24 protein-coding genes are annotated in these 22,445 nt (G+C 69.1%); 11 read left to right on the top strand and 13 right to left on the bottom strand.

Annotation, left to right across the window (positions count from 1 at the left end; all coding sequences use genetic code 11):
- From MOQ72_RS11700 to MOQ72_RS11710, 3 genes are all read left to right on the top strand, one after another.
- Positions 1-1,143, top strand: a complete 1,143-nt coding sequence (locus tag MOQ72_RS11700) for a 3-ketosteroid-9-alpha-monooxygenase, oxygenase component (RefSeq protein WP_242183065.1) — start codon at positions 1-3, stop codon at positions 1,141-1,143.
- Positions 1,143-1,484 carry a hypothetical protein gene (locus MOQ72_RS11705; RefSeq protein WP_242182943.1) on the top strand — a complete coding sequence of 114 codons (342 nt, stop codon included), beginning with the start codon at positions 1,143-1,145 and terminating at the stop codon, positions 1,482-1,484. Before MOQ72_RS11700 ends, MOQ72_RS11705 begins: the two co-directional genes overlap by 1 nt.
- Before the next feature lie 64 nt (positions 1,485-1,548).
- Positions 1,549-2,625 (top strand): ferredoxin--NADP reductase, encoded by a 1,077-nt coding sequence (locus tag MOQ72_RS11710; protein WP_242182945.1) that lies wholly within the window; start codon positions 1,549-1,551, stop codon positions 2,623-2,625.
- A gap of 111 nt (positions 2,626-2,736) precedes the next feature.
- Here MOQ72_RS11710 and MOQ72_RS11715 read toward each other — a convergent pair whose 3' ends face one another.
- The gene (locus tag MOQ72_RS11715; RefSeq protein WP_308197868.1) at positions 2,737-4,107 is read right to left on the bottom strand and encodes an FAD-binding oxidoreductase; all 1,371 of its coding nucleotides are present in this window, start codon (positions 4,105-4,107) and stop codon (positions 2,737-2,739) included.
- A 154-nt stretch (positions 4,108-4,261) separates the two neighbouring features.
- Between MOQ72_RS11715 and MOQ72_RS11720 the strand changes: the two genes are divergently transcribed.
- Complete coding sequence (locus MOQ72_RS11720; protein ID WP_242182947.1) at positions 4,262-5,239, top strand: helix-turn-helix transcriptional regulator; 978 nt, start codon at positions 4,262-4,264, stop codon at positions 5,237-5,239.
- Positions 5,240-5,374: 135 nt separating this feature from the next.
- Positions 5,375-5,554 (top strand): hypothetical protein, encoded by a 180-nt coding sequence (locus MOQ72_RS11725; RefSeq protein WP_242182949.1) that lies wholly within the window; start codon positions 5,375-5,377, stop codon positions 5,552-5,554.
- A 122-nt stretch (positions 5,555-5,676) separates the two neighbouring features.
- Here the strand turns inward: MOQ72_RS11725 and MOQ72_RS11730 are convergent, their stop codons facing one another.
- Genes MOQ72_RS11730 through MOQ72_RS11750 form a run of 5 tightly spaced genes read right to left on the bottom strand, consistent with a single transcriptional unit; the run spans position 5,677 to position 10,533 of the window.
- Positions 5,677-6,852, bottom strand: coding sequence for a lipid-transfer protein (locus MOQ72_RS11730; protein WP_242182951.1), 1,176 nt, complete (start codon positions 6,850-6,852; stop codon positions 5,677-5,679).
- Entirely contained in the window at positions 6,849-7,274 is a 426-nt protein-coding gene (locus tag MOQ72_RS11735) for a MaoC family dehydratase (RefSeq protein WP_242182953.1), read from the bottom strand. Before MOQ72_RS11735 ends, MOQ72_RS11730 begins: the two co-directional genes overlap by 4 nt.
- 57 nt (positions 7,275-7,331) lie before the next feature.
- The gene (locus MOQ72_RS11740; RefSeq protein ID WP_242182954.1) at positions 7,332-8,288 is read right to left on the bottom strand and encodes a bifunctional MaoC family dehydratase N-terminal/OB-fold nucleic acid binding domain-containing protein; all 957 of its coding nucleotides are present in this window, start codon (positions 8,286-8,288) and stop codon (positions 7,332-7,334) included.
- A gap of 12 nt (positions 8,289-8,300) precedes the next feature.
- On the bottom strand, positions 8,301-9,473 hold the full coding sequence (locus MOQ72_RS11745; protein WP_242182956.1) for an acyl-CoA dehydrogenase family protein: 1,173 nt from the start codon (positions 9,471-9,473) through the stop codon (positions 8,301-8,303).
- Between the two features lie 10 nt (positions 9,474-9,483).
- Positions 9,484-10,533, bottom strand: a complete 1,050-nt coding sequence (locus MOQ72_RS11750; RefSeq protein WP_242182958.1) for an acyl-CoA dehydrogenase family protein — start codon at positions 10,531-10,533, stop codon at positions 9,484-9,486.
- Positions 10,534-10,738: 205 nt separating this feature from the next.
- On the opposite strand from MOQ72_RS11750, the gene MOQ72_RS11755 reads away from it, so the two are divergent.
- Entirely contained in the window at positions 10,739-11,422 is a 684-nt protein-coding gene (locus tag MOQ72_RS11755; RefSeq protein ID WP_242182960.1) for a class I SAM-dependent methyltransferase, read from the top strand.
- Between the two features lie 119 nt (positions 11,423-11,541).
- Here the strand turns inward: MOQ72_RS11755 and MOQ72_RS11760 are convergent, their stop codons facing one another.
- From MOQ72_RS11760 to MOQ72_RS11770, 3 genes are read right to left on the bottom strand one after another with little or no spacing between them, the layout of a single operon-like run.
- Positions 11,542-12,615, bottom strand: a complete 1,074-nt coding sequence (locus tag MOQ72_RS11760) for a prenyltransferase (RefSeq protein ID WP_242182963.1) — start codon at positions 12,613-12,615, stop codon at positions 11,542-11,544.
- On the bottom strand, positions 12,602-13,324 hold the full coding sequence (locus tag MOQ72_RS11765) for a class I SAM-dependent methyltransferase (protein ID WP_242183070.1): 723 nt from the start codon (positions 13,322-13,324) through the stop codon (positions 12,602-12,604). Before MOQ72_RS11765 ends, MOQ72_RS11760 begins: the two co-directional genes overlap by 14 nt.
- 2 nt (positions 13,325-13,326) lie before the next feature.
- Positions 13,327-14,583, bottom strand: coding sequence for a glycosyltransferase family 4 protein (locus MOQ72_RS11770; RefSeq protein ID WP_242182965.1), 1,257 nt, complete (start codon positions 14,581-14,583; stop codon positions 13,327-13,329).
- A gap of 161 nt (positions 14,584-14,744) precedes the next feature.
- On the opposite strand from MOQ72_RS11770, the gene kstR reads away from it, so the two are divergent.
- Positions 14,745-15,353, top strand: a complete 609-nt coding sequence (gene kstR / locus MOQ72_RS11775; protein ID WP_242182966.1) for a cholesterol catabolism transcriptional regulator KstR — start codon at positions 14,745-14,747, stop codon at positions 15,351-15,353.
- A gap of 73 nt (positions 15,354-15,426) precedes the next feature.
- Here the strand turns inward: kstR and MOQ72_RS11780 are convergent, their stop codons facing one another.
- The 3 genes from MOQ72_RS11780 to MOQ72_RS11790 form a co-directional block, all read right to left on the bottom strand.
- Positions 15,427-16,464 carry an MBL fold metallo-hydrolase gene (locus tag MOQ72_RS11780; RefSeq protein ID WP_242182968.1) on the bottom strand — a complete coding sequence of 346 codons (1,038 nt, stop codon included), beginning with the start codon at positions 16,462-16,464 and terminating at the stop codon, positions 15,427-15,429.
- A gap of 167 nt (positions 16,465-16,631) precedes the next feature.
- Complete coding sequence (locus tag MOQ72_RS11785) at positions 16,632-17,504, bottom strand: SDR family oxidoreductase (RefSeq protein ID WP_242182971.1); 873 nt, start codon at positions 17,502-17,504, stop codon at positions 16,632-16,634.
- Between the two features lie 46 nt (positions 17,505-17,550).
- Entirely contained in the window at positions 17,551-18,312 is a 762-nt protein-coding gene (locus MOQ72_RS11790; protein WP_242182973.1) for an SDR family oxidoreductase, read from the bottom strand.
- 88 nt (positions 18,313-18,400) lie between these two features.
- Between MOQ72_RS11790 and MOQ72_RS11795 the strand changes: the two genes are divergently transcribed.
- From MOQ72_RS11795 to MOQ72_RS11810, 4 genes are read left to right on the top strand one after another with little or no spacing between them, the layout of a single operon-like run.
- Complete coding sequence (locus MOQ72_RS11795) at positions 18,401-19,159, top strand: enoyl-CoA hydratase family protein (protein WP_242182975.1); 759 nt, start codon at positions 18,401-18,403, stop codon at positions 19,157-19,159.
- Positions 19,159-20,028, top strand: coding sequence for a CoA transferase subunit A (locus tag MOQ72_RS11800; RefSeq protein ID WP_242182977.1), 870 nt, complete (start codon positions 19,159-19,161; stop codon positions 20,026-20,028). The genes MOQ72_RS11795 and MOQ72_RS11800 overlap by 1 nt, the downstream gene beginning before the upstream one ends.
- Positions 20,025-20,768, top strand: coding sequence for a CoA-transferase subunit beta (locus tag MOQ72_RS11805; protein WP_242182979.1), 744 nt, complete (start codon positions 20,025-20,027; stop codon positions 20,766-20,768). The genes MOQ72_RS11800 and MOQ72_RS11805 overlap by 4 nt, the downstream gene beginning before the upstream one ends.
- Positions 20,765-21,850 (top strand): NAD(P)H-dependent flavin oxidoreductase, encoded by a 1,086-nt coding sequence (locus tag MOQ72_RS11810; protein WP_242182980.1) that lies wholly within the window; start codon positions 20,765-20,767, stop codon positions 21,848-21,850. The genes MOQ72_RS11805 and MOQ72_RS11810 overlap by 4 nt, the downstream gene beginning before the upstream one ends.
- Here MOQ72_RS11810 and MOQ72_RS11815 read toward each other — a convergent pair.
- Positions 21,816-22,436 (bottom strand): TetR/AcrR family transcriptional regulator, encoded by a 621-nt coding sequence (locus tag MOQ72_RS11815; protein WP_242182982.1) that lies wholly within the window; start codon positions 22,434-22,436, stop codon positions 21,816-21,818. The genes MOQ72_RS11810 and MOQ72_RS11815 overlap by 35 nt on opposite strands.
- Positions 22,437-22,445 lie beyond the last annotated feature (9 nt).

The following is a 22,445-nucleotide window of genomic DNA, read 5'->3' on the forward strand; positions in this document are numbered from 1 at the left end:
ATGACGGCGGTAAGCAATGGCCACGACGAAGCGCGCACCATCGACGTCGGGACCCCACCGACCCGATTCGCGCGCGGCTGGCACTGCCTCGGACCGGCCGAGTGGTTCAAGGACGGCAAGCCGCACGCGGTGACGGCCTTCGGCACCAAACTCGTGGTGTTCCAGGGTGCGGACGGCAGTCTCAACGTGCTCGACGGGTACTGCCGACACATGGGCGGCGACCTCACCCAGGGCACCGTCAAGGGCGATGCGGTCGCCTGCCCGTTCCACGACTGGCGTTGGGCGGGCAACGGCCGCTGCGTCGGAATCCCCTACGCCAAGCGGATCCCGCTGCGCGCCCGGACCAAGGCTTGGCTGGCGATGGAGGAGAACAAGCAGCTGTTCGTCTGGAACGATCCGCAGGGCAACCCGCCGCCGGAACACGTCACGATTCCGCACCTGCCCGAGGCGTTCTCCAACGAGTGGAGCAACTGGACCTGGGACACCGTGCGCATCGAAGGCTCGCACTGCCGCGAAATCGTGGACAACGTGGTGGACATGGCGCACTTCTTCTACATCCACTTCGCGTTCCCGACCTACTTCAAGAACGTCTTCGAAGGCCACGTCGCCAGCCAGTACCTGACCACCAGGGGACGCCCCGACATCGGCTCCGGGACCTACTCCGGCAGCGACAACCTGGTCCGCTCGGAGGCGTCGTACTACGGTCCGTCGTACATGATCGACCGGCTGTGGAACGACTACCGGGGCACCACCATCGAAACGATCCTGATCAACTGCCACTACCCGGTCACCGCGGACTCGTTCGTGCTGCAGTGGGGTGTGCTGGTCAAGAAGCTGCCCGGGATCTCCGACGAGCAGGCCGACAAGCTGGCGGGCAAGATCGCCAAGAACACCGGGGTCGGGTTCCTGCAGGACGTGGAGATCTGGCGGAACAAGACCCGCATCGACAATCCGCTGCTGTGCGAGGAAGACGGCCCGGTCTACCAGTTGCGCCGGTGGTACGAGCAGTTCTACGTGGACGTCGAGGAGGTCCGCGACGACATGGTCGCCCGCTTCGAGTTCGAAGTGGACACCACGCGCGCCAACGAGGTGTGGGAGCGGGAAGTCGCGGACAACCTCGCGCGCAGGGATGCGGAGAGCTGATGCCGACCTGGGCCAAAGCACCGGATTTCGCCGACCAGCCGCGGACGTTGGCCAGGGTCCGCGCGGGTACGGCCGCCGACCGGGACGACTACCTGCGCTCCGGGCTGTGCCCGATCCAGTGCGGGCGCTGCGCGACCTGGGTGCTGGCGAAGAAGAACAGCCCCCAGCACACCAGCATCCAGTGGACCGCCGAAGGCATCCGACAGTGCGCGGAGCTGGCCGCCCGCGCGCCGGGCGAGGTCGTCGAAACCTGCCCCGCCCTGCAGGCCAGCATCGACGCGGCGGCACGCGACGGCCGTCTCGCGATGCCGCAAATCAACGGGGACCGACGTGCTGGCTGACACCTCGGCCAGCACGGGCGATCGGCCCGATCGGGGTTCACAGCCGAGCCATTAGGAGCCAGTGATGTCCGAGCCTGCTCGACTGCGGGTCGCCGCGGTCATCGAGGAGACCCGCGACAGCCGGTCGCTGGTGTTCGAAGCGCCACCGACGTGGTCCTACCGTCCCGGCCAGTTCCTCACCTTGCGAATCCCCAGCGACCGCACCGGTTCGGTGGCGCGCAGCTACTCGCTGTCGAGCTCGCCGCACACCGACTCGACCTGGCAGATCACCGTGAAACGCGCGGGATACGCATCGAACTGGCTGTGCGAGAACGCCACGGCGGGGACCGAAGTGGACGTGCTGCCACCGGCGGGGGCCTGCACCCCCCGCTCGCTGGATGACGACTTCGTGCTGCTCGCGGCCGGAAGCGGGATCACGCCGGTCATGTCCATCACGAAGTCGGTGCTGGCGGCCGGTTCCGGACGGGTGGTGCTGATCTACGCCAACCAGGACCAGGACTCGGTGATCTTCGCCGCCGAACTCCGAGACCTGGCCGCGCGACACGCCGACCGGCTGGTGGTGGTGCACTGGCTGGAGTCGGTGCAGGGCCTGCCCGACGTGTCGGCGCTGCGCGAGCTGATCAGGCCGTTCACCGACCGCGAGTGCTTCGTGTGCGGGCCGGGAGGCTTCATGGACGCTGCGGCCCGAGCGCTGCGCGACCTGGCCGTGCCCCACAAGCGCACCCACGTCGAACGTTTCGTCTCCCTGACCCGCAATCCGTTCGAAGACCCCGAACCCGCGGCCCCGATCCCGGCAGAGAACACCGAATCAGCTATCCCGGCCCCGCCCGAGAACGTCGAACCGGCCGTCGCGAGCTCGGCTCGGAACAGTGCGGTCGTCGAGGTCGAACTCGACGACCAGCGCCACCGATTCTCCTGGCCACGCCAGAAACGTCTGCTCGACCTGCTACTGGACAACGGACTGGACGCGCCGTTCTCCTGTCGGGAGGGCGCTTGCAGCGCCTGCGCCTGCCGAATCGAACGCGGCGAGGTGAAGATGCTGCAGAACTCGGTGCTGGAACAGGAAGACCTCGACGACAACATCATCCTGGCCTGCCAATCCCTACCGATCACCGACGAAGTCCACATCACCTACGAATAAGAGGGCGAGCGGATTGGGTGTCGTGAGCGGTTGTGGTCGCCAGGACGACCGCGACCACTCACGACGCGGCAGCAGCTCGGGCTGTACTCGGAAGTCCACTTCGGATGGCCGTCAGGCTGGTGGAATGTTGTGGTTGAGGCGGAATCGGTTCGTCGGGTCATAGGTCCTCTTCAGGGCGACGAGGCGTTGGTAGTCGGCCTCGTCGTAGGCTTCGCGGACCTTGTCGACGTCGGCGCTCTCACCGGAGAGGAAGTTCAGGAAGCGGCCACCGGTCGACCACGGTGCCATCTCCCGCATGACCTGGTTCTGGAGTTCGCGGGCCACGGCGGCCGTGCTGTCGTCCACCACTGAGTTGACGCCGAAAACGTATGCCGCGTCGCGGTTTCCGACGCAGTTGCCAGCCGGTCGGGACAGTGCGCCGCCGAGGTGGCGGACCTCGACCACGCACTGCTGCGGCGCGTCCGGGCCAACCAGGCCGAGCAACGTCTTGATCGCCGCGTCGTCGAAGTCCCGCAGCACCGCGTTCGCCGTCAGATACGGCATCGGTTGGACCGGGTCGTTGCAGATCGAACCGACCTCGCGGTAGGGCATCTCACGCACCGAGTCGATCAGCGGCTCGCCGACCGCGCGCAACGGCTCGACCAACCGCTCCCCGGCCGCCCGGTCGCCGACATGAGCGATGCGCACGTGCACGACGTGGCGACCGCGCAACGGTTCCGGCAGCGCCGGGACATCCGGGAACGGGACCAGCGCAACCGACGACGTCATCTCCTCTGGCAAGTCGCGGGTCCACTGCTGCCAGGCCCGCAGCACTTCGCCGATCAGGTGCGCGTCGAAGTACAGCCCTCCGCCGTAGAGACTCGACACCGGCATCAACTCGACTTCCACACCGGTCACCACGCCGAAGTTGCCGCCCGCGCCGCACAGCGCCCAGAGCAGCTCGGGATCGGATTCGGCGGTGATCTGGCGGAGCCGACCATCAGCGGTGACGATGTCGACGGTCCGCACGTGGTCAGCGGCGTAGCCGTAGCGCCGCGCGAGGTGCCCGAGTCCGCCGCCGAGGGTGTAGGACACCGCGCCGACGTGGGGCGCACTGCCGCAGAGCGGCGCCAACTCGGCGTCCGCCGCCGCCTCGATCACCGCACTCCACGGCACACCCGCCTCGAACCACGCGGTGCGCCGCTCGCGAACGATCTGGACACCTGTCATCCGGTTGGTGGTGATCAGCAGTCCGCCTTCGCCCTCGGCCGGGATACCGTGCCCGGTGGCCTGCACGGCGACCGGGAGCTCCCGCGCCGCCGCGAACTCGACCGCCGCGCGCACGTCGTCCGCGTCGACCGCACCCACCACGACCTGCGGTCGACGCCGCCCGAAGGTCTGGAATCCGGTGCGTTCGGCGTCGTACCCGGCATCGCTCGGCACGAACACCGGTCCCTGGACGCGGTCGGACAGCGCGGCGAATTCGTTTGAAGTCATGCTCATACCGCCGACCCTAACCAACATTGCGGACAGGATCTGTCCTCAACGGTTGAGACCCTGTCATCGCGGCGCAATCACGGGAAACACCGCACGGCTGCGGTTGGGGCAGGTCCCCCCGCACCCGCCCGCCGAGTTCGACATTGAGATGGTGGACGCCATGACAGCCACGTTGCCCGCCCGGTTGCTTCGGTTGTTGTCGCTGCTGCAGGGCCGACGGGAGTGGTCCGGCGCCGAACTCGCCGATCGCTTGGAGGTCACCGGCCGCACGGTGCGCCGCGACATCGATCGGCTGCGAGAACTCGGCTACCCGGTCGAAAGCACCACGGGGACCGCTGGCGGTTACCGGCTGGCCTCGGGCAAGAACCTGCCACCGCTGCTGCTGGACGACGACGAGGCGGTGGCAGTGGCTGCCGGGCTGCTGACCGCGGCGGGCGGCAGCGTCACCGGCATCGAGGAGAGTTCGATCCGCGCGCTCGCCAAGCTGGAACAGGTGCTCCCAGCCCGGCTGCGCAGTCGCGTGGAGGCCGTCTCCGGCGCGACGGTGCCCGTGGTGGTGCGCAACGGACCGCAGGTCGAGGCACAGACGCTGGCCACCATCGCGGCGGCGTGTCGAGACCGGGAGATGCTGTCCTTCGACTACGCGAAACGCGGTGGCGCAAGGACGTCCCGCCGGGTCGAGCCGCACAGCCTGGTCGCGGCGGTCGGTCTGTGGTACCTGATCGCCTTCGACCCCGAACAAGACGACTGGCGCATCTTCCGGGTGGACCGCGTCACCCGACCGCTGGCCACCGGTCGCCGCTTCGAACCCCGAGACCTACCAGCGGAAAGCGCCGCGGAATACCTTCGGCGCTCCATCGCGGACGCGGCCTACCGCTACACCGCGCAGGTCACTGTGCACACCCCTGCCGAGACCGTGTTGGAACACCTGCATCTGCTGTTGCCGCAGCGCGTCGCGCCCATCGATGACCGCAGTTGCACCGTGCAGCTCAGCGAGGAAACCTTGGCCGCGATCACCCGCCACATCATCGAGCTGGCGGACCTCGACGCCGAACTCATCATCGACGCCCCGGCCGAGCTGCGCCGCCAGTTGGATGCGCGGATTCGCCAGGTCCTCAACGCCCTGTCACACGCGTGATCGAACAAGATCGCGACCGACCGCGGCCACTCCGCGTACACGGATTTCCCCCGAGAGACCGACCGTTTGCACCTTTTCCTCGAAGCTTTCTCAGCCGACGTGAGTGCAGAGGGGGCACGATGATCAGGAGCGAGCATGGGTGTCGGCGGTGTGATCCGCGCCAACTTCACGCACTACCGCTACCGGAACGCACCACCGCGCAGGCCCCCGGACATCCCGGTGATGGACGAGTGCCCACAAGGGGGCGGCCACGCACCGGTGCCGAAACAGGGCGGTGGCGGCCGGATCTGCGCCAAATGCGGCAGGGACTGCTAGGACGGCGCCGCGCCAGTTTTGTGGAAGTGGTTGCTGTCGCGCGGGGAACTTGCCGATTTCGCCCGAAATCGCCCACACCACCCGCAAGGTGACGACCCCGGAGCAACCACGCGGACCGGGTGTCAGGAAACCGCCGATACGACCAGGCCGCTGGTCGGTACACCGGTGCCTGCGGTGACCAGGACGTGCCGGACGTCGTCGACCTGGTTGATCGCCGTGCCCCGGATCTGGCGGACCGCCTCGGCGATGCCGTTCATCCCGTGGATGTACGCCTCGCCGAGCTGGCCGCCGTGGGTGTTCAACGGCAGTCGGCCGCCGAGTTCGATCGCGCCGTCGGCGATGAAATCCTTCGCCTCGCCGCGTGCGCAGAAGCCGAGTTCCTCCAACTGCACCAACACGAACGGCGTAAAGTGGTCGTAGAGGATGCCGACCTGGATCTCACGCGGCCCGATCCCGGCCTGCTGCCACAGCTTCCGGGCGACCACACCCATCTCCGGCAGCGCGGCCAGATCGTCGCGGTAGTAGCTGGTCATGGTGAACTGGTCGGCGCCACTGCCCTGCGCCGCCGCAGCCACCACCGCCGGGGGATGCGGCAGGTCCGCGGCGCGCTCCGGGCTCGTCACCACGATGGCCACGCCGCCGTCGCTTTCCTGGCAGCAGTCCAGCAACCGCAGCGGTTCGGTGATCCAGCGCGAAGCCTGGTGGTCGGCGAGCGTGATCGGCCGCTGGTAGAACCAGGCGTTCGGGTTGGTCGCCGCGTGCTTGCGATCGGCCACCGCGACGCGGCCGAAGTCGGCACTGCTGGCGCCGTAGACGTGCATGTAGCGCCGGGCGAACATGGCCACCTGCGCGCCGGGGGTGGCCACGCCCGCCGGGTAGGACCAGCTGTTGTCCAACCCGGCGGAGGTCGGGGCGCTGGCGGCCGCGGACTGCACCTGGCCGAACCGGCTGCCGGACCGCTCGTTGAAGGCCCGGTAGCACACCACGACCTCGGCCATCCCGGTCGCGACCGCCATCGCCGCCTGCTGCACGGTGGCGCATGCCGCGCCGCCGCCGTAGTGGATCCGGCTGAAGAAGCTCAGTTCCGGGATGCCCAGTTCCCGCGCGACGGCCGTTTCGGTGTTGTTGTCCATGGTGAAGGTCACCAGACCATCCACATCGGACGGTTCCAGGTCGGCATCCGCGAGGGCCGTCCGGACGGCTTCCGCGGCGAGCTGGAGTTCGCTGCGCCCGGAGTCCTTGGAGAACTCCGTCGCGCCGATGCCGACAATCGCGGCACTGCCCGAGATCGTGCTCATCGCGTCACCTCCGGCAGTGCCACCCGAACCGTGCCGCTGACGTGGGTGCCGAGGCTGTTGCGGCCCAGCACTTCGACGACCAGCACGTCGCCGTCGCGCTCCAGGACTTGGCCGTGCAGGGTCAGCGCGTCGTAGGCGTAGCAGGGCACGCCGAGCTTGATCGCCACGCCGCGCACCAGCGCCTCCGGTCCGGTCCAGTCGGTGACGTAGCGCTGCACCAGGCCGGTCGTGGTCAGGATGTTGAGGAAGATGTCCTTCGAGCCCTTGGCCACCGCCAAGTCGCGATCGTGGTGGACGTCCTGGAAGTCGCGGGTGGCGATCGCGGTGCTGACCACGAAGGTCGGCGTGACCTCGATGCGTTCTTCCGGCAGTGCGTCGCCGATGGTCACCTCGGCCAGCGAGCGGGTTCGGGCCAGCGTCATGACGCCTCCGATATCCGACGGCACGACCGCACCTGATCGGTCGCGGCGAACGAACGGTCACTCATCGAGCCTCCATCCGGGCAGCACCAGTTCGTCGTCGACCCGCTGGAACTCGACCGCCACGCGCTGGCCGATCTCGACGTGCTCCGGGTCGACTCCGTGCAACTCGCCGAGCATCCGCACCCCCTCGTCCAGTTCGACCAGCGCCACGACCAGCGGCAGTTGCTTGCCCGGCACCGGCGGATGGTGGTGGACGATGTAGCTGTAGATCTCGCCGCGCCCCACCGAGGCGAGGTGTGTTCGTTTGGTGGCACCGCATTCCGGGCACATCGGTCCTGGTGGATGCCGCAGCAGACCGCACTGCCCGCAACGCTGGATGCGCAGTTCCCCGATCGCCGTTCCCGCCCAGAAGTAGGCGGTGTCCTGGTTGACCGCCGGTCGCAAGACGTCCGAACTGGTCGATTGCTGTTGCAGTGGCGGCGTTTTCACCTCGTCTGGGCGGAACTTCAAAACCCGGAACAGCATCTCGGCGACCGGTTCGGCATCGACGTACCAGGTGTTGCGGGTGGTGACGAACCAGCCTTCCCCGAGCCCGGTCCGCTTCGGCCCGATGACGCTGTCCAGCCGAGTCGAGACAGTCAGCTGCTCGCCGTGTCGCAGGTACCGGTGGTAGGTCTGCTCGCAGTTGGTCGCCACGACCGAGGTGAACCCGGCATCGTCCAGCACGGCCATCATCGCGTACAACGGATCGTCGTTGTCGCGTTGCGGGTGCAGGCCCCCCATCGTCCACACCTGCGCCATCGCCGGAGGAGCTACCAGTCCACCATGGACGGACGCGGCCGCATCCGGCTCTGAGGTGTAGACCGGGTTTCCGTCGCCGATCGCCTCGACCCAGTTGTTTATCATCGGGGAGTTGACCGGATCACGCGCGGCCCGCGGACCGCTGGGACCGCGCTGCTCGATGCGGCGCGCGGCGGCGAGGACAGCATCCGCTGCGGTCGTTGTGCTGGTCATGTTCCCTCCGGCTCAGCGCGGCACCCGTGGCAGGTCCAGTCCGGCAGTGGCGATCAGTTCGCGCTGCACCTCGTTGACCCCACCGCCGAAGGTGAGCACCAGGTTGCGCTTGCAGTGCACGTCGAGCCAGTCCAGCAGTTCCGCGGTGTCCACATCGGACGTGTCACCGTGCCGTCCGACGACCTCGGCGAGCAGCCGCCCCAGGTGCTGGATCCGTTCCGAGGCGAACACCTTCGTCGCCGAGGCGTCCGCGATGGCCACCGGCCCGAGCGCGGTGGCCGCCGCGACCTGCCAGTTGAGCAGTTCGTTGACCCGTTCGCAGGCACGCGCACGGGCGAGCACCCGGCGGACGTCGGGCAATTCGAGCAGCGGCGTGCCCTCCGGTGTGGTCTTCGTCCGCGCCCACTCGCGCACCTGGTCGCGCATCCCGGCGATGCGCCCGGCCGGGCCCATCATGACGCGCTCGTGGTTGAGCTGCGTGGTGATCAGCCGCCAGCCCCTGTCCTGCTCCCCCACCAGCATGGTGGCCGGGACCCGGACGTCCTGGTAGTAGCTGGCGTTGACGTGGTGCGCGCCGTCGCAGGTGATGATCGGCGTCCAGGAAAACCCCGGATCACGGGTGTCGACGATCAGGATCGAGATGCCCTTGTGCTTGGCAGCATGGGGATTCGTCCGGCACGCCAGCCAGATGTAGTCGGCGTCGTGCGCGCCGGTGGTGAAGATCTTCTGGCCGTTGACCACGTAGGACTCGCCATCGCGCACCGCGCTGGTGCGCAGCGAGGCCAGGTCGGTGCCCGCGTCGGGCTCGGTGTAGCCGATCGCGAAGTGGATCTCCCCGGCCAGGATCTTGGGCAGGAAGAACTCCTTCTGCTCGGGCGTGCCGTATGCCTGCAACGTCGGACCCACGGTCTGCAGGGTCACCCCGGGCAACGGCACGTCCGCCCGCGCGGCCTCGTTGGCGAAGATCAACTGCTCCACGTCGCCGAATCCGCGACCGCCGTACTCGACCGGCCAACCCACGCCGAGCCAGCCGTCCCGGCCCATCCTTCGCACCACGTCGCGATGCGCCTTGCAATGCCGATCGACCGCCATCTGCTCGCGTTCGTCCGGCGTCACCAGACCGCTGAAGTAGGCACGCAGTTCCTCTTGCAGGGCGTGTTGTTCGGGGGTGAGTTCGATGAACATGGGCACCTCTTCAAGCCCGCGCCGCGAGCAGGTCCAGGCGGTGTTGCGCACCACCGGCCAGCCGAGCCAGGTCCGTGATCAGCGACGAGTAGCGGTGCAGCGGATAGGTGACGTCCAAGCCGAGGCCGCCGTGCAGGTGGTGGCAGGTCCGCAGCACTGCCGGGGCCTCTTCGGCCAGCCACCACGTGGCGACGTCGAGATCTTCGACCGCGTCGAGCCCGGAACCGAGCCGCCAGCACGCGGATTGGGCGGCCAGGTGCAGCGTGCGGGCCGCGATGTAGACGTCGGCGATCTGCTGCGACACGGCCTGGAAAGCCGCCAGCGGCTTGCCGAACTGGTGCCGGGTGCGCACGTGCTCGGCGGTCAGGTCGAGTGCCCCGGCCACCGCGCCATCGCCCATCGCGCAGATGCCCGCGAGCGCGCACGCGTGCAGGTCGTCGAGCACGATCTGATCCGGTTTGGCGCCGAGGAACTCACCGCGAGCGTTGTCGAGGCGGACGGCCCACTCGATGCCGGACGACGACGGAACCTTGCGCAGCGTCACGCCATCGTCGCCGGGATCGACCAGAACGACCCCGGCCCCGATCGGCGTGCTGACCGACACCAGGATCCGATGGGCGAGATCAGCGTGCAGCACTCCGGTTTTCGTGCCGGAAACCCTTGGCTCGTCGCCGATCGCAGTGGTGCGCGGCGAGTTCGGAAACGGTGCCGATGGCTCGTTCAGCGCAGCTGTCAGCGGCTTGTCGCCGAGCAATCCGTCTTGCTGTGCCGTCGTGCCGTGCCGTGCGATCGGCAGGACGCCGAAGGCCAGCGTGCTCAGTGCCGGTACGTTCGCGGCGGCGCGCCCGATCTCGGTCAGGACGATCGAGGTCTCCAGCACGCCGAGCCCGGCTCCGCCGAGCCGTTCCGGCACTGCGAGGCCGCGGAGACCCGCGTCGCCGAGCGCCTTCCAAGTCGCCTCTTCGTAACTGGTTCCAGCGACTCTACCGGCTTCGCGCCGCAGTACCTCGACGGCCAGATCTTGCACCGCCTGCTGTGTTTCCTCGAACGCGAACTCCATCAGCCCCGCCTCACACATCACCATGTAGTGAAACTTGTTCTAGTAGTACCGGTAGCTTCGCCCCGGCGCAAGCAGCTGCGCGCGGGACACAACGGCCCGAAGAGTCCGGCTCAGGGCAGCGAATAGCAACAGGTTCTACCGGAACTGCCGTGTTCAGCAGGTAGGATTTCCGGCGTCAGCAGCCCGGATCGACGGAAGGACGCACGTGACGCAGGGATCGGCCACCGACCGCGAGCAGCACCCCCCGATCCCCGCTGAGCTGCGCGAGCTCGCCGAACGGGCCACCGGGTTCATGCCCGCCGACGAGGGGCAGGCGCTCTACGAGGCCGCGCTGGAACACCTCGGCACCGGGCTCGCGGTGGAGATCGGGACCTATTGCGGCAAGTCCGCCATCTACCTCGGCGCAGCGGCGCGCCAAACCGGTGGCCGGATCGTCACCGTCGACCACCACCGCGGTTCCGAGGAACACCAACCGGGCTGGGAGTACCACGATCCGAACCTGGTCGATCCGCTCGTCGGGAAACTGGACACCCTGGGCGAATTCCGGCGAACCATCGCCGAAGCGGGGTTGGAGGACGAGGTGACCGCGATCGTCGGCCAGTCTGGGGCCGTGGCGGAGTTCTGGCGCACCCCGCTGTCGCTGCTGTTCATCGACGGTGGCCACACCGACGCCGCGGCAACCACCGACTACCGGGGCTGGGCACCGTGGGTCGCCCCCGGCGGTGCCCTGGTGATCCACGACGTCTTCCCCGACCCGGCCGACGGCGGCCAAGCCCCCTACCGCATCTACTGCCGAGCCCTGGAAACGGGCGCCTTCCGCGAAACTCGAGTCGTCGGCTCCCTCCGAGTCCTGCAACGCACCGCGGGCGAACCCGGCTCCCTGCCCTGACCGGTCGTGAGTGCCCAGCCGGGCTCCAGCCCGGTTGCGCACTCACGACAGCACCACCACGGGTCGTGAGTGCTGATGGTCGCCCCAGCGGCCATAGCCGCTCACGACAATCGGAGGGGTCAGGCGCCGGGGACGTTTTCGAGTTCGCAGCAGGGCGTGTTCTCCGCTGGTAAGCCAGTTGGGAGCCGGTCACCTCGGAAGATGCCGTTGCCCGGTGTGGTCCGGGACAGCGCGTCCGCTGCCAGGACGACCGCGGCTCCGGTCCAGGTGGTGCGTTCCTCCGGCCAGCGCTTGCCGTCGGCGTAGACCAGACCGGTCCAGTACGAACCGTCCGGGTCTCGCAGGTGTTGCATCGCGGCCAGCAGGTCCCGCGCCCGCTCCGGCTCCCCCACCGCGTCGAGGCTCAGCGCCAGTTCGCAGGTTTCCGCGCCGGTGACCCACGGGTGGTCGTCGACGCAGCGCACCCCGAGCCCGTCGACCACGAAGTCCGACCAGCGGGCGAACAACCGCTGCCGCCCGGCATCGCCGCGCAAGGCACCGCCGAGCACCGGGTAGTACCAGTCCATCGAATACCGGTGCTTCGGCGTGAACGCTTCGGGATGCCGACGCAGCGCGTGGCCGAGCCTGCCCAGCGCCACCTCCCAGCCGGGCTGCGGCCGGTCCAGGTACTCAGCCAACGCCAGCGCGCAGCGCAAGCTGTGGTGAATGCTGGAACAGCCCGACAACAACGCCTCACCAGCCGGGATGCCGTACGCGCCGACCGCCCAGTCGATCTCGCCGCGCTCGCGCTGCACGGTGAGCACGAAGTCGATCGCGGCGCGGACCATCGGCCACATCCGCTCCGCGAATCCGTCATCGCCGCTGATCAGCAGGTAGTGCCACACGCCGACGGCCGGATACGCGCAGAAGTTGGTGTCCGCTCCGGCGTCCTCGACCTGCCCGTCGCGCACTTGCAACGGCCAGGATCCGTCCGCGCGCTGGGTGTCGCGCAGCCACGAGTAGGCGCCCTCCGCCTCGGCGAGCAGCCCCGTCGCGGCCATCGCCATCGCGGACTCGACGTGGTCCCACGGGTCCACGTGCCCACCCGGAAACCACGGCACCGCACCGGATGCCAGCTGGGTCGCCGCGATGGCCTTGCCGGTCTGGGCGGCCGCCTCGGCGGACAGCACGCCCGGAACGTCAGGCCCCGGCACGGGCCGCTCCCGGCTTGCCCAGGTAGACCACGATGCTCTTGCCCAGCACCGGGTCCAGCACCCGCTCCGCGGTGCGGGTGATCCAGGGCCGCTTCATCAGGTCCCAAACCAGGAACCGGTGGTAGAGCGCGGGCAGCGGGTGGTCGTCGTTGCCCGTGCCGACCGCGCACTTCAGCCACCAGTACGGCGAGTGCAGCGCGTGCGCGTAGTGGTGGAACGCCGGGCGCAGGCCCGCGTCGCGGAGCTTGCCGATCAGCTCGTCGGCGGTGTAGATCCGCACGTGGCCGCCCTCGACCTGGTGGTACTCGTCGGACAGCGCCCAGCAGATCTTCTCCGGCCACCAGCGCGGCACCGTGACCACCACCCGGCCACCGGGCTTGACCACGCGCACCAGCTCGCGCATCGCCTTCTCGTCCTCGGGGACGTGCTCCAGGATCTCCGAGGCGATCACGCAGTCGAAGTGCCCGTCCGGGAACGGCAGCGCGAGCGCGTCACCGGAGACGGTCTGCGCGCTGGCACCATCCGGCACCTGGTTCTCGGCCTTCATCGCGGCGAACATCGCCGCCACGTTCGCCAACTCCGCGACGTCCTGGTCGAAGGCGATCACGTCCGCTCCGCGCCGATAGAGCTCGAAGGCGTGCCGCCCCGCGCCGCAGCCCAGGTCCAGCACCCGCTGGCCCGGCCGCACGCCGAGCTTTTCGAAGTCCACCGTCAGCAACGCGCTGCTCCCTTCCCGGCGCGCGGCCCGCGCGCGATCGCTTCGGCGTAGCAGTCGACCGTCGCCGCTGCCACCGATTTCCAGCTGTACTTCGCCAAGACCCGAGCTCGACCCGCCGCGCCGAGCCGCTGCCGCCGGTCGGCCGAGTCGAGCAGTCTGGTCAGCGCCTTGGCCAGCGCTTCGGCGTCGCCGGGCGGCGCCAGGTCGGCGCATTCGCCGTCGCGCCCGGCGACCTCCGGGATGGCTCCGGCGCGGCTGGCCACCAGCGGCGTCGCGCAGGCCATCGCCTCGACGGTCGGCAGCGAGAACCCTTCGTACAGCGACGGCACGCAGGCCACCTCGGCGGAGCCGAGCAACTCGGCGAGCGCGGCGTCGCTGAGCCCGTTGACGGTGCGCACCACGTCGCCGATGGTCAGCTCCTCGATGCGCTGCTCGGTCGGCCCGCCGGGGGTCGGCCGGGCGACCAGCACCAGTTCCACGGTGCGTTCGGTGCGCAGCTTCGCGACCGCCTCCAGCAGCGTGCCGATGCCCTTCATCGGGGTGTCCGCGCTGGCCATCGCCACGATGCGGCCCGGCACCCGCGGCGCGGTCGGCGGCTTGAACACCTCGGCGTCCACGCCCAGCGGCACCACCCGCAACTGGCCGGGGGCAACGCCGAAATCCTGCCCGATGTCGGCGGCCGAGGACTCCGAAACGGTCAGCAGCCGCGGGATCCGGCGAGCCACCCGGGCCTGCATGCGGGTGAACCCGTACCAGCGGCGCACCCCGATCCGCCGCCAGCCGGTGGCCCCGGCCAACTCGACCCGGCGATCGTGGGTGATGGGGTGGTGCACCGTCGCCACCAGCGGAATTCCGGCCCGTTGCAGGGAAAGCAGACCGTATCCGAGGCTCTGGTTGTCGTGCACCACGTCGAACTCGTGGGACCGCGCGCGCAGCAGCTTGGCGGCGCGCAGGCTGAAGGTCAGCGGCTCCGGGAAGCCAGCGGACCACATCGTGGCGACCTCCAGCAGGTCGACGGCGTCACGCAGTTCCCGCCAGTTCGGCGTGCGGAACGGGTCGGCCTCGTCGTAGAGGTCGAGGCTGTCCACCGCGGTCAGGTCCACGCCGGGATCCAGCTCCGGGTACGGCTGCCCGGAGAACACCTCGACGTGGTGACCCAGCTCGGCCAGTCCGCGGCTGAGGTGTCGGACGTAGACGCCTTGCCCGCCGCAGTGCGGCTTGCTCCGGTAGGACAGCAACGCGATCCGCACGACTCACCTCACACCGCCCGCGGTCGGCGGGCTGGGTAGACTGGAACATGTTTCGATCGAACCACGTCGATCACCTTAACCCGTGAGGGTGGTGCGGCGATGAGCCGCGTGGCGACGAACACGCGTTTTCGACCAACGAGTCTTCGAGGGGACCACGCTGCATGGAAAGCACGTCGCGCAATGTCCTCCAGGCGCTCCGGGACGACGAGGCTGGTTCCACCGCCCAGCACGAACGCCGCAAGCGCATCATCGACGCGACCATCGCGCTGGCCACCAAGGGCGGCTACGACGCGGTCCAGATGCGAACCGTGGCGGAGAAGGCCGATGTCGCGCTGGGCACGCTCTACCGGTACTTCCCGTCCAAGGTCCACCTGCTGGTGACCGGCCTGGCCAGGGAGTTCGAGCGGGCGCTGGACAAGATGGACCGCACCAAGGTGACGGGTGAAACGCCTTACGAACGGGTCATGTTCGTGCTCAGCCGCACCACCCGCTCGTTGCAGCGCAACCCGCAGCTGACCGAGGCGATGACCCGCGCCTTCATGTTCGCCGACACGTCCGCGGCCGCCGAGGTCGACACGGTCGCGGCATTGGCCGAGCGGTTCTTCACCAACGCGATGACCGACGGCGAGCCGACCGATGAGGAGAAGGCGATCGCCCGGGTGATCACCGACGTGTGGCTGTCCAACCTGGTCGCCTGGGTGACCCGCCGAGCATCGGCCTCCGACGTCTCCAACCGCCTGGAACTCACGGTCCGCCTGCTACTCGCGTGACCCGTTTGGGTGTTGGGTGAGGGGCACCCTTTACCAAGTAACTTGGTGAAGGGTGCCCCTCACCTTCGGAAGATCACTCGGGTGGGGTGGTGTAGCTGAGGACTCCGTCCACCAGGGACGAGGTCAGGATTCCTCGGGTGACGAGGACGTCCAGGTGCGCGTTGGTTTCGCCGACCGCTAGGACTTGGTTGAACAGGTCGAGGTCGAGCAGCTTGCGGTTGCGGCGGGTCCAGCCGAGTTTCAGCGCCGCCTCGTACGCGGTGCCCGCGCCGTCGCGGACCGCCTCGGCGGTTTGGTCCAGGCGTTGCTCGTGGTGCCGCAGGAGTTCCGCGATGCGGGTGTGCGAACTGTCGGCGACCGGGCCGTGGGCTGGTAGCAGTCGCATGTCCGGGTAGGACTGCATCAGCCGCAGCGAATCCAGGTAGTCGCGCAGCGGGAGTTCGGCCCGCTCCGGTTCGACGCCGATGGATGGCGTGATGTGCGGCAGGATGTGGTCGCCGGAGAACAGCAGAGCGGACGCGGAATCCAGGAACACCAGGTGCCCGCGCGTGTGCCCCGGCGTCGGCACGGCGAGCAGGGTGCGACTCGCCAGCGGGATCTCGACCTTGCCTTCCAGCCATTCGTCCGGGAGCTCGTACGGGCTGCGGGACTTCGGCGCCTGCCCGCCGTACGCCTCGGCCAACTTCGCCAGCAGTTCCGCCGCGCCCCAACGTTGCAGCCGCAGCGCCTCGGCCTCCTGCCGATTGGCCAGAATCGCTTCCACCGATGGCTGTTCGTCCGCGCCGAGGCTGATCCGGGAGCCGAACGTCCGGCGCAGCGTCACCGCGAGCGTGTAGTGGTCGCGGTGGGCGTGGGTGACCAGGAAGCGCTGGACGTCCTCGAAGCCGCGCCCGAGCTGGCCCAAACCGGATTCGAGCTGGTCGCGGGCCTCGTCCAGCGCCCAGCCGGAGTCGATGAGCACCAAGCCGTCGGCGTCCTCGATGGCGTAGACGTTGACTGCCCGCAGCCCGTCGTTGGGCAGTGGCAGCGGAATCCGGTGCACGCCCGGAGCCACCTCGAACACCCCCGGCTCGATCCAGGCGTGTCGCGCATCCGCCGCACCGTCGTTCACCGTCGACCTCCCGTTGGCAGCACACCGCTCCGACGCAGCGTAACCCGGCACTCCCCCGGAGCCCGCGCGGATTCGCAGCTTCTTAAAAGAGAATTATCACGCCCGTCGAAATGGTGTGCTGACCAAACCGATCCGTCCACTGAGGACGTCGAGCGGGGTCTCGGCGATCACGACCCGTACACCGGCTCCGGGGCTGGTGCCTGGGCGAGCAGTTCGCGCACTACCGGTCCGATCTCGGCCGGTTCCCACCGCCGACCCGCATCGCGGGACGGCCCTCGTTGCCATCCGGTCGCCACGGTCACCGCTCCGCCCCGCACTTCGAAAACCCGCCCGGTGACGTCAGCTGATGCCTCGCTGCCCAGCCAAACCACCAGCGGCGAGACGTTCTCCGCCGCCATCCCGTCGAATCCGTCAGCGGGCTCGGCCATCAGGTCGACGAAGACGTCCTCGGTCATCCGGGTCCGCGCCGACGGTGCGATCGCGTTCACCGTGACGCCGTAACGCGCGAGTTCGGCGGCGGTGTTGACGGTCAGCGCGACGATTCCGGCCTTCGCGGCGGCGTAGTTGGTCTGCCCGATGCTGCCGAGCAGCCCGGCACCAGAGGTCGTGTTCACCACACGGGGCTGCACCGGCGCACCGGCTTTCGCCTGGTCCCGCCAGTATTGCGCCGCATGGCGCAGGGTCGCGGCGTGCCCCTTGAGGTGCACCCGGATCACCTGGTCCCACTCAGCCTCGGTGACGTTGACGAACATCCGGTCGCGGACCACGCCCGCGTTGTTCACCAGCACGTCGAGGCCGCCGAAGCGGTCCACCGCGAAAGCCACCAGTTCGCGCGCCTGCTCCCAATCCGCGACATCGGCTCCGTGCACCGCGGCTTCGCCGCCCAGCGCCTCGATCTCCGCCGCCACTTGCTGGGCTGGCTGGTCGTCGCCGCCGCTGCCGTCCAGGCCCACGCCGATGTCGTTGACCACGACCTTCGCGCCCTGCCTGGCGAATTCCAGCGCGTGCGCCCGCCCCAGGCCGCGTCCGGCACCCGTCACGATCACGACTCTGCCCGCGCAGATCACCGGTCTCCTCCTGTCCACATCAGATGGTCCGCCGTGCGGTGAGGTAGGCGGACCGCTCGCCGCCGCCGTCCACCGTCACCGTCGAGCCGGTGATGTGCGCGGCCATCGGGGACGCCAGGAAGACGCACGCGTTGCCCACATCAGCAGGTTCGGCGAGCCGTCCCATCGGCACGATGCCGCTGATCGCGGCCGGTTCGTCGCCGTAGTGCTCTGCCTGGCCTGCCGAGCGGACCAGGCCGACCACGACCGCGTTCACCCGGACCCGCGGCGCGAATTCCTGCGCGAGCGTGCCGGTGAGGTTGTCCAACCCGGCCTTGGCCGCCCCGTAGGCGGCGGTGCCCGGCGACGGGCGGCTGCCGGAGACGCTGCTGATCATGATGATCGAGCCGCCGTGGTCGGCCAGCACCGGTCGGGCGTGCTGCGCGACGAGCAGCGGGGCGATCAGGTTCAGCTCGACTACCTTGCGGTGCAGTCGGATCGAGGCTCTCGCGGTGTCGGCCACCGGTGTCCCACCAGCATTGTTGACCACCACGTCGAGCCGCCCCGAACGACGCGTGATCTCCGCGATCAGCCCCGCGACCTGCTCGGCATCGCGCACATCAGCCTGCCGGAACTCGGCCGACCTCGCACCGTGCGACGGGAGCCGGTCGACCGGCTCGCGCGCGCAGGCGTAGACCTCGGCACCGGCTCGCAGGAAGGTCTCGCCGATACCGGCTCCGATGCCGCGGGTGCCGCCGGTCACCAGCACGACTCGGCCGGACAGGTCGATCTCGATGGCCATCCGGCCTCCCGTCGGTGCTGGCGGCACGTCCTGCGGTGTTGCTACCGTAACAACCCGACCAAACAAGTGCTAGGTTTGGCAGGTGTTCATGGGCACGCACATCGAACGCCGCGCTGGCGGCGTCGTGGTCCTCACCGTCGATCATCCACCGGTGAACGCACTCCCGGTGCGGGGCTGGCAAGACCTCGCCGCGGCACTGCGCACCAGCGGCGCCGATCCGGAAACCCGCGCGGTGGTCCTGCAAGCCGCGGGCCGGGGCTTCAACGCGGGCGTGGACATCAAGGAACTCGCCGCCGACAGCGGACATGCCAAGCTCGTCGCGGTCAACCAGGGTTGTTACGACGCGTTCAAAGCCGTTTACGAGTGCCCGGTGCCGGTGATCAGCGCGGTGCACGGGTTCTGCTTGGGCGGTGGGATCGGACTGGTGGGCAACTCCGACATCATCATCGCAGCCGAGGACGCCACGTTCGGGCTGCCCGAGGTGGATCGCGGCGCGCTCGGCGCGGCCACCCACCTCTCCCGGTTGGTGCCGCAGCACACCATGCGCGCGATGTTCTACACCGGGCGGACCGTCACCGCGCAACAACTCCTGCACTTCGGTTCGGTCTGGCAGGTGGTGCCCCGCGAGGAGTTGGCCGACGCGGCTTCGCGGCTGGCCGAGGAGATCGCCGCCAAGGACCCGCTGGTGGTGCGCAAGGCCAAGGAATCGCTCAACGGCATCGATCCGATCGACGTCAACCGCAGCTACCGCTTCGAGCAGGGCTTCACCTTCGAGCTCAACCTCACCGGGGTGTCCGACCGGGCTCGCGCCGAGTTCGTCCACAACGGACAAGCGGAGGGGGATTAGTGCAGGACAAGGTGCTGACCACCGAAGACGTGGTATCCCGCCTCGCCGACGGCATGACGATCGGCATCGGCGGCTGGGGTTCGCGCCGCAAGCCGATGGCGCTGGTCCGCGCGATCCTGCGGTCCCCGCTGCGGGATCTGACCCTGGTCTCCTACGGCGGGCCGGACGTCGGATTGCTCTGCGCAGCGGGCAAAGTCCGCAAGGTCGTCTACGGTTTCGTGTCGCTGGACTCCATCGCGCTCGACGCGCACTTCCGGGCCGCCCGCCAACGCGGCGAACTGGAGGTGGCGGAGTACGACGAGGGCATGGTGCTGGCGGGGTTGCGCGCCGCCGCTGCCCGGCTGCCCTTCCTGCCGACCCGCGCTGGCCTGGGTTCGGACGTCCTGGCGCTCAACCCCGACCTGCGCACGGTGACGTCGCCCTACCCCGACGGCGAGGAACTGGTGGCGATGCCCGCCTTGCGGCTCGACGCGGCCCTGGTGCACCTGAACCGCGCGGACCGCTTCGGCAACGCGCAATACCTCGGCCCGGACCCGTATTTCGACGATCTGATGTGCGCGGCGGCCCGGCGCAGTTTCCTCAGCTGCGAGGAGATCGTCCCGACCGAGGAGTTGTTGGCAGGCGGCCCGCCGCAGTCGTTGCTGATCAACCGGATTCACTCGCACGGCGTGGTCGAGACGCCCAACGGGGCACACTTCACCAGCTGCGCGCCGGATTACGAACGCGACGAGGCGTTCCAGCGCCGGTATGCCGACAGCGCGAAGCCCGAGCAGTGGGCGAAGTTCCGCGCCGAATTCCTCGACGGTGACGAGCAGAGCTACCAAGCCGCGGTGGCGGCCTTCCACGCCCGCGAGGAGGTTCCGGCGTGACGATCAGCAGAGCCGAAGTCTGCGCCGTCGCCTGCGCCGACACCTGGCGCGATGCCGGTGCGGTGCTGGCCTCGCCGTTCGGGGTGATCCCGTCGATAGGCGCCCGGCTGGCCCGGCTGACCACCGCGCCCGAGCTACTGCTCACCGACGGCGAGGCGATGCTGCTGGCCGAGCCGACCGCGTTGGGCGCTGAGGCGGCGGGCACCGTGGAGGGCTGGCTGCCCTACGGCCGGGTCCTCGACCTGCTCGCTGGCGGGCGGCGCCGGGTCATGATGGGTGCCTCGCAGGTGGACCGCTACGGCAACCAGAACATCTCCCGCATCGGGCCCTGGGACAAGCCGAAGGTCCAGCTGATCGGTGTTCGCGGTGCGCCGGGCAACACGGTCAACCACACCACGAACTACTGGGTCGCCCGGCACAGCGCCAAGGTCTTCGTGGCATCCGTCGACCTGGTCGCCGGGATCGGCCACGACCGGGCGCGGCAGGTCGGCGCGCGGTTCCACGACGTGCGGGTGGTGGTGACCGACCTGGCGGTGCTGGACTTCACCGGTCCGGACCGCACGATGCGGTTGCGCTCGGTGCATCCGGGCGTCAGCGTCGCGGAGGTCCAGGAACGGACCGGGTTCGAGCTCGCGGTGGACTCGGTGACCGAAACCCGGCTGCCCACCGACGAGGAGTTGGCGCTGATCCGGCACCGGATCGACCCGAAGAACCTGCGCGACCAGGAGGTTCCGGGATGATCTCGCAACTGCTGCGCACTCAGCTGTACGAGCTGACCGGGGTTCGGCACCCGGTGGTGCAGACCGGGATGGGCTGGGTGGCCGGGCCCAGCCTGGTGTCGGCCACCGCCGAGGCGGGCGGGCTGGGCATCCTCGCCTCGGCGACGATGACGCTGCCGCAACTGGCCGATGCGGTGCACGAGGTCAAGGACCGCACCTCGAACCCGTTCGGCGTCAACCTGCGTGCCGACGCCGCCGACGCGGAGGAACGCGTCGATCTGCTCATCCGCGAGCAGGTGCGGGTCGCATCCTTCGCGCTGGCCCCCAGCGAGCGGTTGGTCGGCAAGCTCAAGGACGCCGGAATCGTGGTCATCCCCTCGATCGGCGCGCGGCGGCACGCCGAGAAGGTGGCCAGTTGGGGCGCGGACGCGGTCCTGGTGCAAGGCGGTGAGGGTGGCGGCCACACCGGATCGGTCGCGACGACGCTGTTGTTGCCGCAGGTGGTGGACGCGGTGGACATCCCGGTGATCGCGGCCGGTGGTTTCTTCGACGGCCGTGGCTTGGCCGCTGCGCTGTGCTACGGCGCGGCCGGGGTCGCGATGGGCACGCGGTTCCTGCTGACCTCCGACAGCCGGGTGCCGCGCGAGGTGAAGCAGTCCTATTTGGACTCTTCGGTGTCGGACACCGTGGTGACGTCCCGGATCGACGGATTGCCGCACCGGATGCTGCGCACCGACCTGACCGACGCCGCCGAATCCCGCGGCCTGCTGCGCAGGTTGCCGGACGCGCTGCGGCAGGCGGTCGCGTTCAAAGCGCTGACCGGTGTGAGCTGGCGGCAGCTCATCAGCGACGGCCTCGCGATGCGGCGGGCGCACAACCTTCCGTTGCCTCGCGTGCTGTTGGCCGCCAACACGCCGATGCTGATCAAGTCCGCGCTGGTGGACGGCCGTCCCGATGCCGGGGTGTTGCCCGCCGGTCAGGCCGTCGGAGTCATCGACGAGTTGCCGAGCTGCGAAGAACTCATCGACCGCATCGTCACCGACGCGGTGCGCGTGCTCGCCACCACCGCTACGGGACCACTATCCCATCGCACAGGATCTTGATGTACTGATCCGCGATGACGTTGCTCGTGAGCTTTCCGCGCGGGTTGTACCAGTGCACGGTCGTCCACACCATGTCGCGGATGAAGCGGTAGGCCAGCTTGACGTTGAGGTCCGCGCGGAAGGCGCCGGAGCGCTGACCGTCCTGCAACACCCTGGTCCAGGTCCGCTCGAACTCGTTGGCCGCCTGCCGCAGGTAGCCGAACCGCTCGAACTGCGCCAGGTACTTCGACTCGTTCTGGAAGATCGCGATCGCCGCCTGGTGGTGCTGCATCGCGGCGAAGGACTGCCGGATGAGTTCGATGATCGCGGCGCGCGGGTCGCTCGCCTCGCGCAGCACCCGCTCGTTGGTCCGGCGCTGGGTGTCGAGGAAGTCGCGGAGGATCTCGTCGACCATCGACTCCTTCGAGTCGAAGTGGTGGTACAGGCTGCCGGAGAGGATGCCCGCGGCATCGGCGATGTCCCGCACGGTCGTCGCGAGGAAACCGCGGCTGGCGAACAATTCCCCAGCGATGGCCAGCAGTTCGGCACGCCGTTCGGAGCCGGATTCCCGCGCGGGGCGGGCGGACAAGCGCTTGGTCGAAACCACGAAACCATC

It is taken from the genome of Saccharopolyspora soli, assembly GCF_022678645.1.
In the GTDB taxonomy this organism is placed as follows: domain Bacteria; phylum Actinomycetota; class Actinomycetes; order Mycobacteriales; family Pseudonocardiaceae; genus Saccharopolyspora; species Saccharopolyspora soli.

Coding starts and splice junctions, on each gene's coding strand:
- MOQ72_RS11790 (WP_242182973.1), bottom strand. CDS start 18,312: ATGGCCATCGAGATCGACCTGTCCGGCCGAGTCGTGCTGGTGACCGGC.
- MOQ72_RS11745 (WP_242182956.1), bottom strand. CDS start 9,473: ATGTTCATCGAACTCACCCCCGAACAACACGCCCTGCAAGAGGAACTG.
- MOQ72_RS11740 (WP_242182954.1), bottom strand. CDS start 8,288: ATGACCAGCACAACGACCGCAGCGGATGCTGTCCTCGCCGCCGCGCGC.
- MOQ72_RS11725 (WP_242182949.1), top strand. CDS start 5,375: ATGGGTGTCGGCGGTGTGATCCGCGCCAACTTCACGCACTACCGCTAC.
- MOQ72_RS11705 (WP_242182943.1), top strand. CDS start 1,143: ATGCCGACCTGGGCCAAAGCACCGGATTTCGCCGACCAGCCGCGGACG.
- MOQ72_RS11710 (WP_242182945.1), top strand. CDS start 1,549: ATGTCCGAGCCTGCTCGACTGCGGGTCGCCGCGGTCATCGAGGAGACC.
- MOQ72_RS11730 (WP_242182951.1), bottom strand. CDS start 6,852: ATGAGCACGATCTCGGGCAGTGCCGCGATTGTCGGCATCGGCGCGACG.
- MOQ72_RS11715 (WP_308197868.1), bottom strand. CDS start 4,107: ATGAGCATGACTTCAAACGAATTCGCCGCGCTGTCCGACCGCGTCCAG.
- MOQ72_RS11750 (WP_242182958.1), bottom strand. CDS start 10,533: ATGGAGTTCGCGTTCGAGGAAACACAGCAGGCGGTGCAAGATCTGGCC.
- MOQ72_RS11810 (WP_242182980.1), top strand. CDS start 20,765: ATGATCTCGCAACTGCTGCGCACTCAGCTGTACGAGCTGACCGGGGTT.
- MOQ72_RS11735 (WP_242182953.1), bottom strand. CDS start 7,274: ATGACGCTGGCCCGAACCCGCTCGCTGGCCGAGGTGACCATCGGCGAC.
- MOQ72_RS11720 (WP_242182947.1), top strand. CDS start 4,262: ATGACAGCCACGTTGCCCGCCCGGTTGCTTCGGTTGTTGTCGCTGCTG.
- kstR (WP_242182966.1), top strand. CDS start 14,745: ATGGAAAGCACGTCGCGCAATGTCCTCCAGGCGCTCCGGGACGACGAG.
- MOQ72_RS11795 (WP_242182975.1), top strand. CDS start 18,401: ATGGGCACGCACATCGAACGCCGCGCTGGCGGCGTCGTGGTCCTCACC.
- MOQ72_RS11700 (WP_242183065.1), top strand. CDS start 1: ATGACGGCGGTAAGCAATGGCCACGACGAAGCGCGCACCATCGACGTC.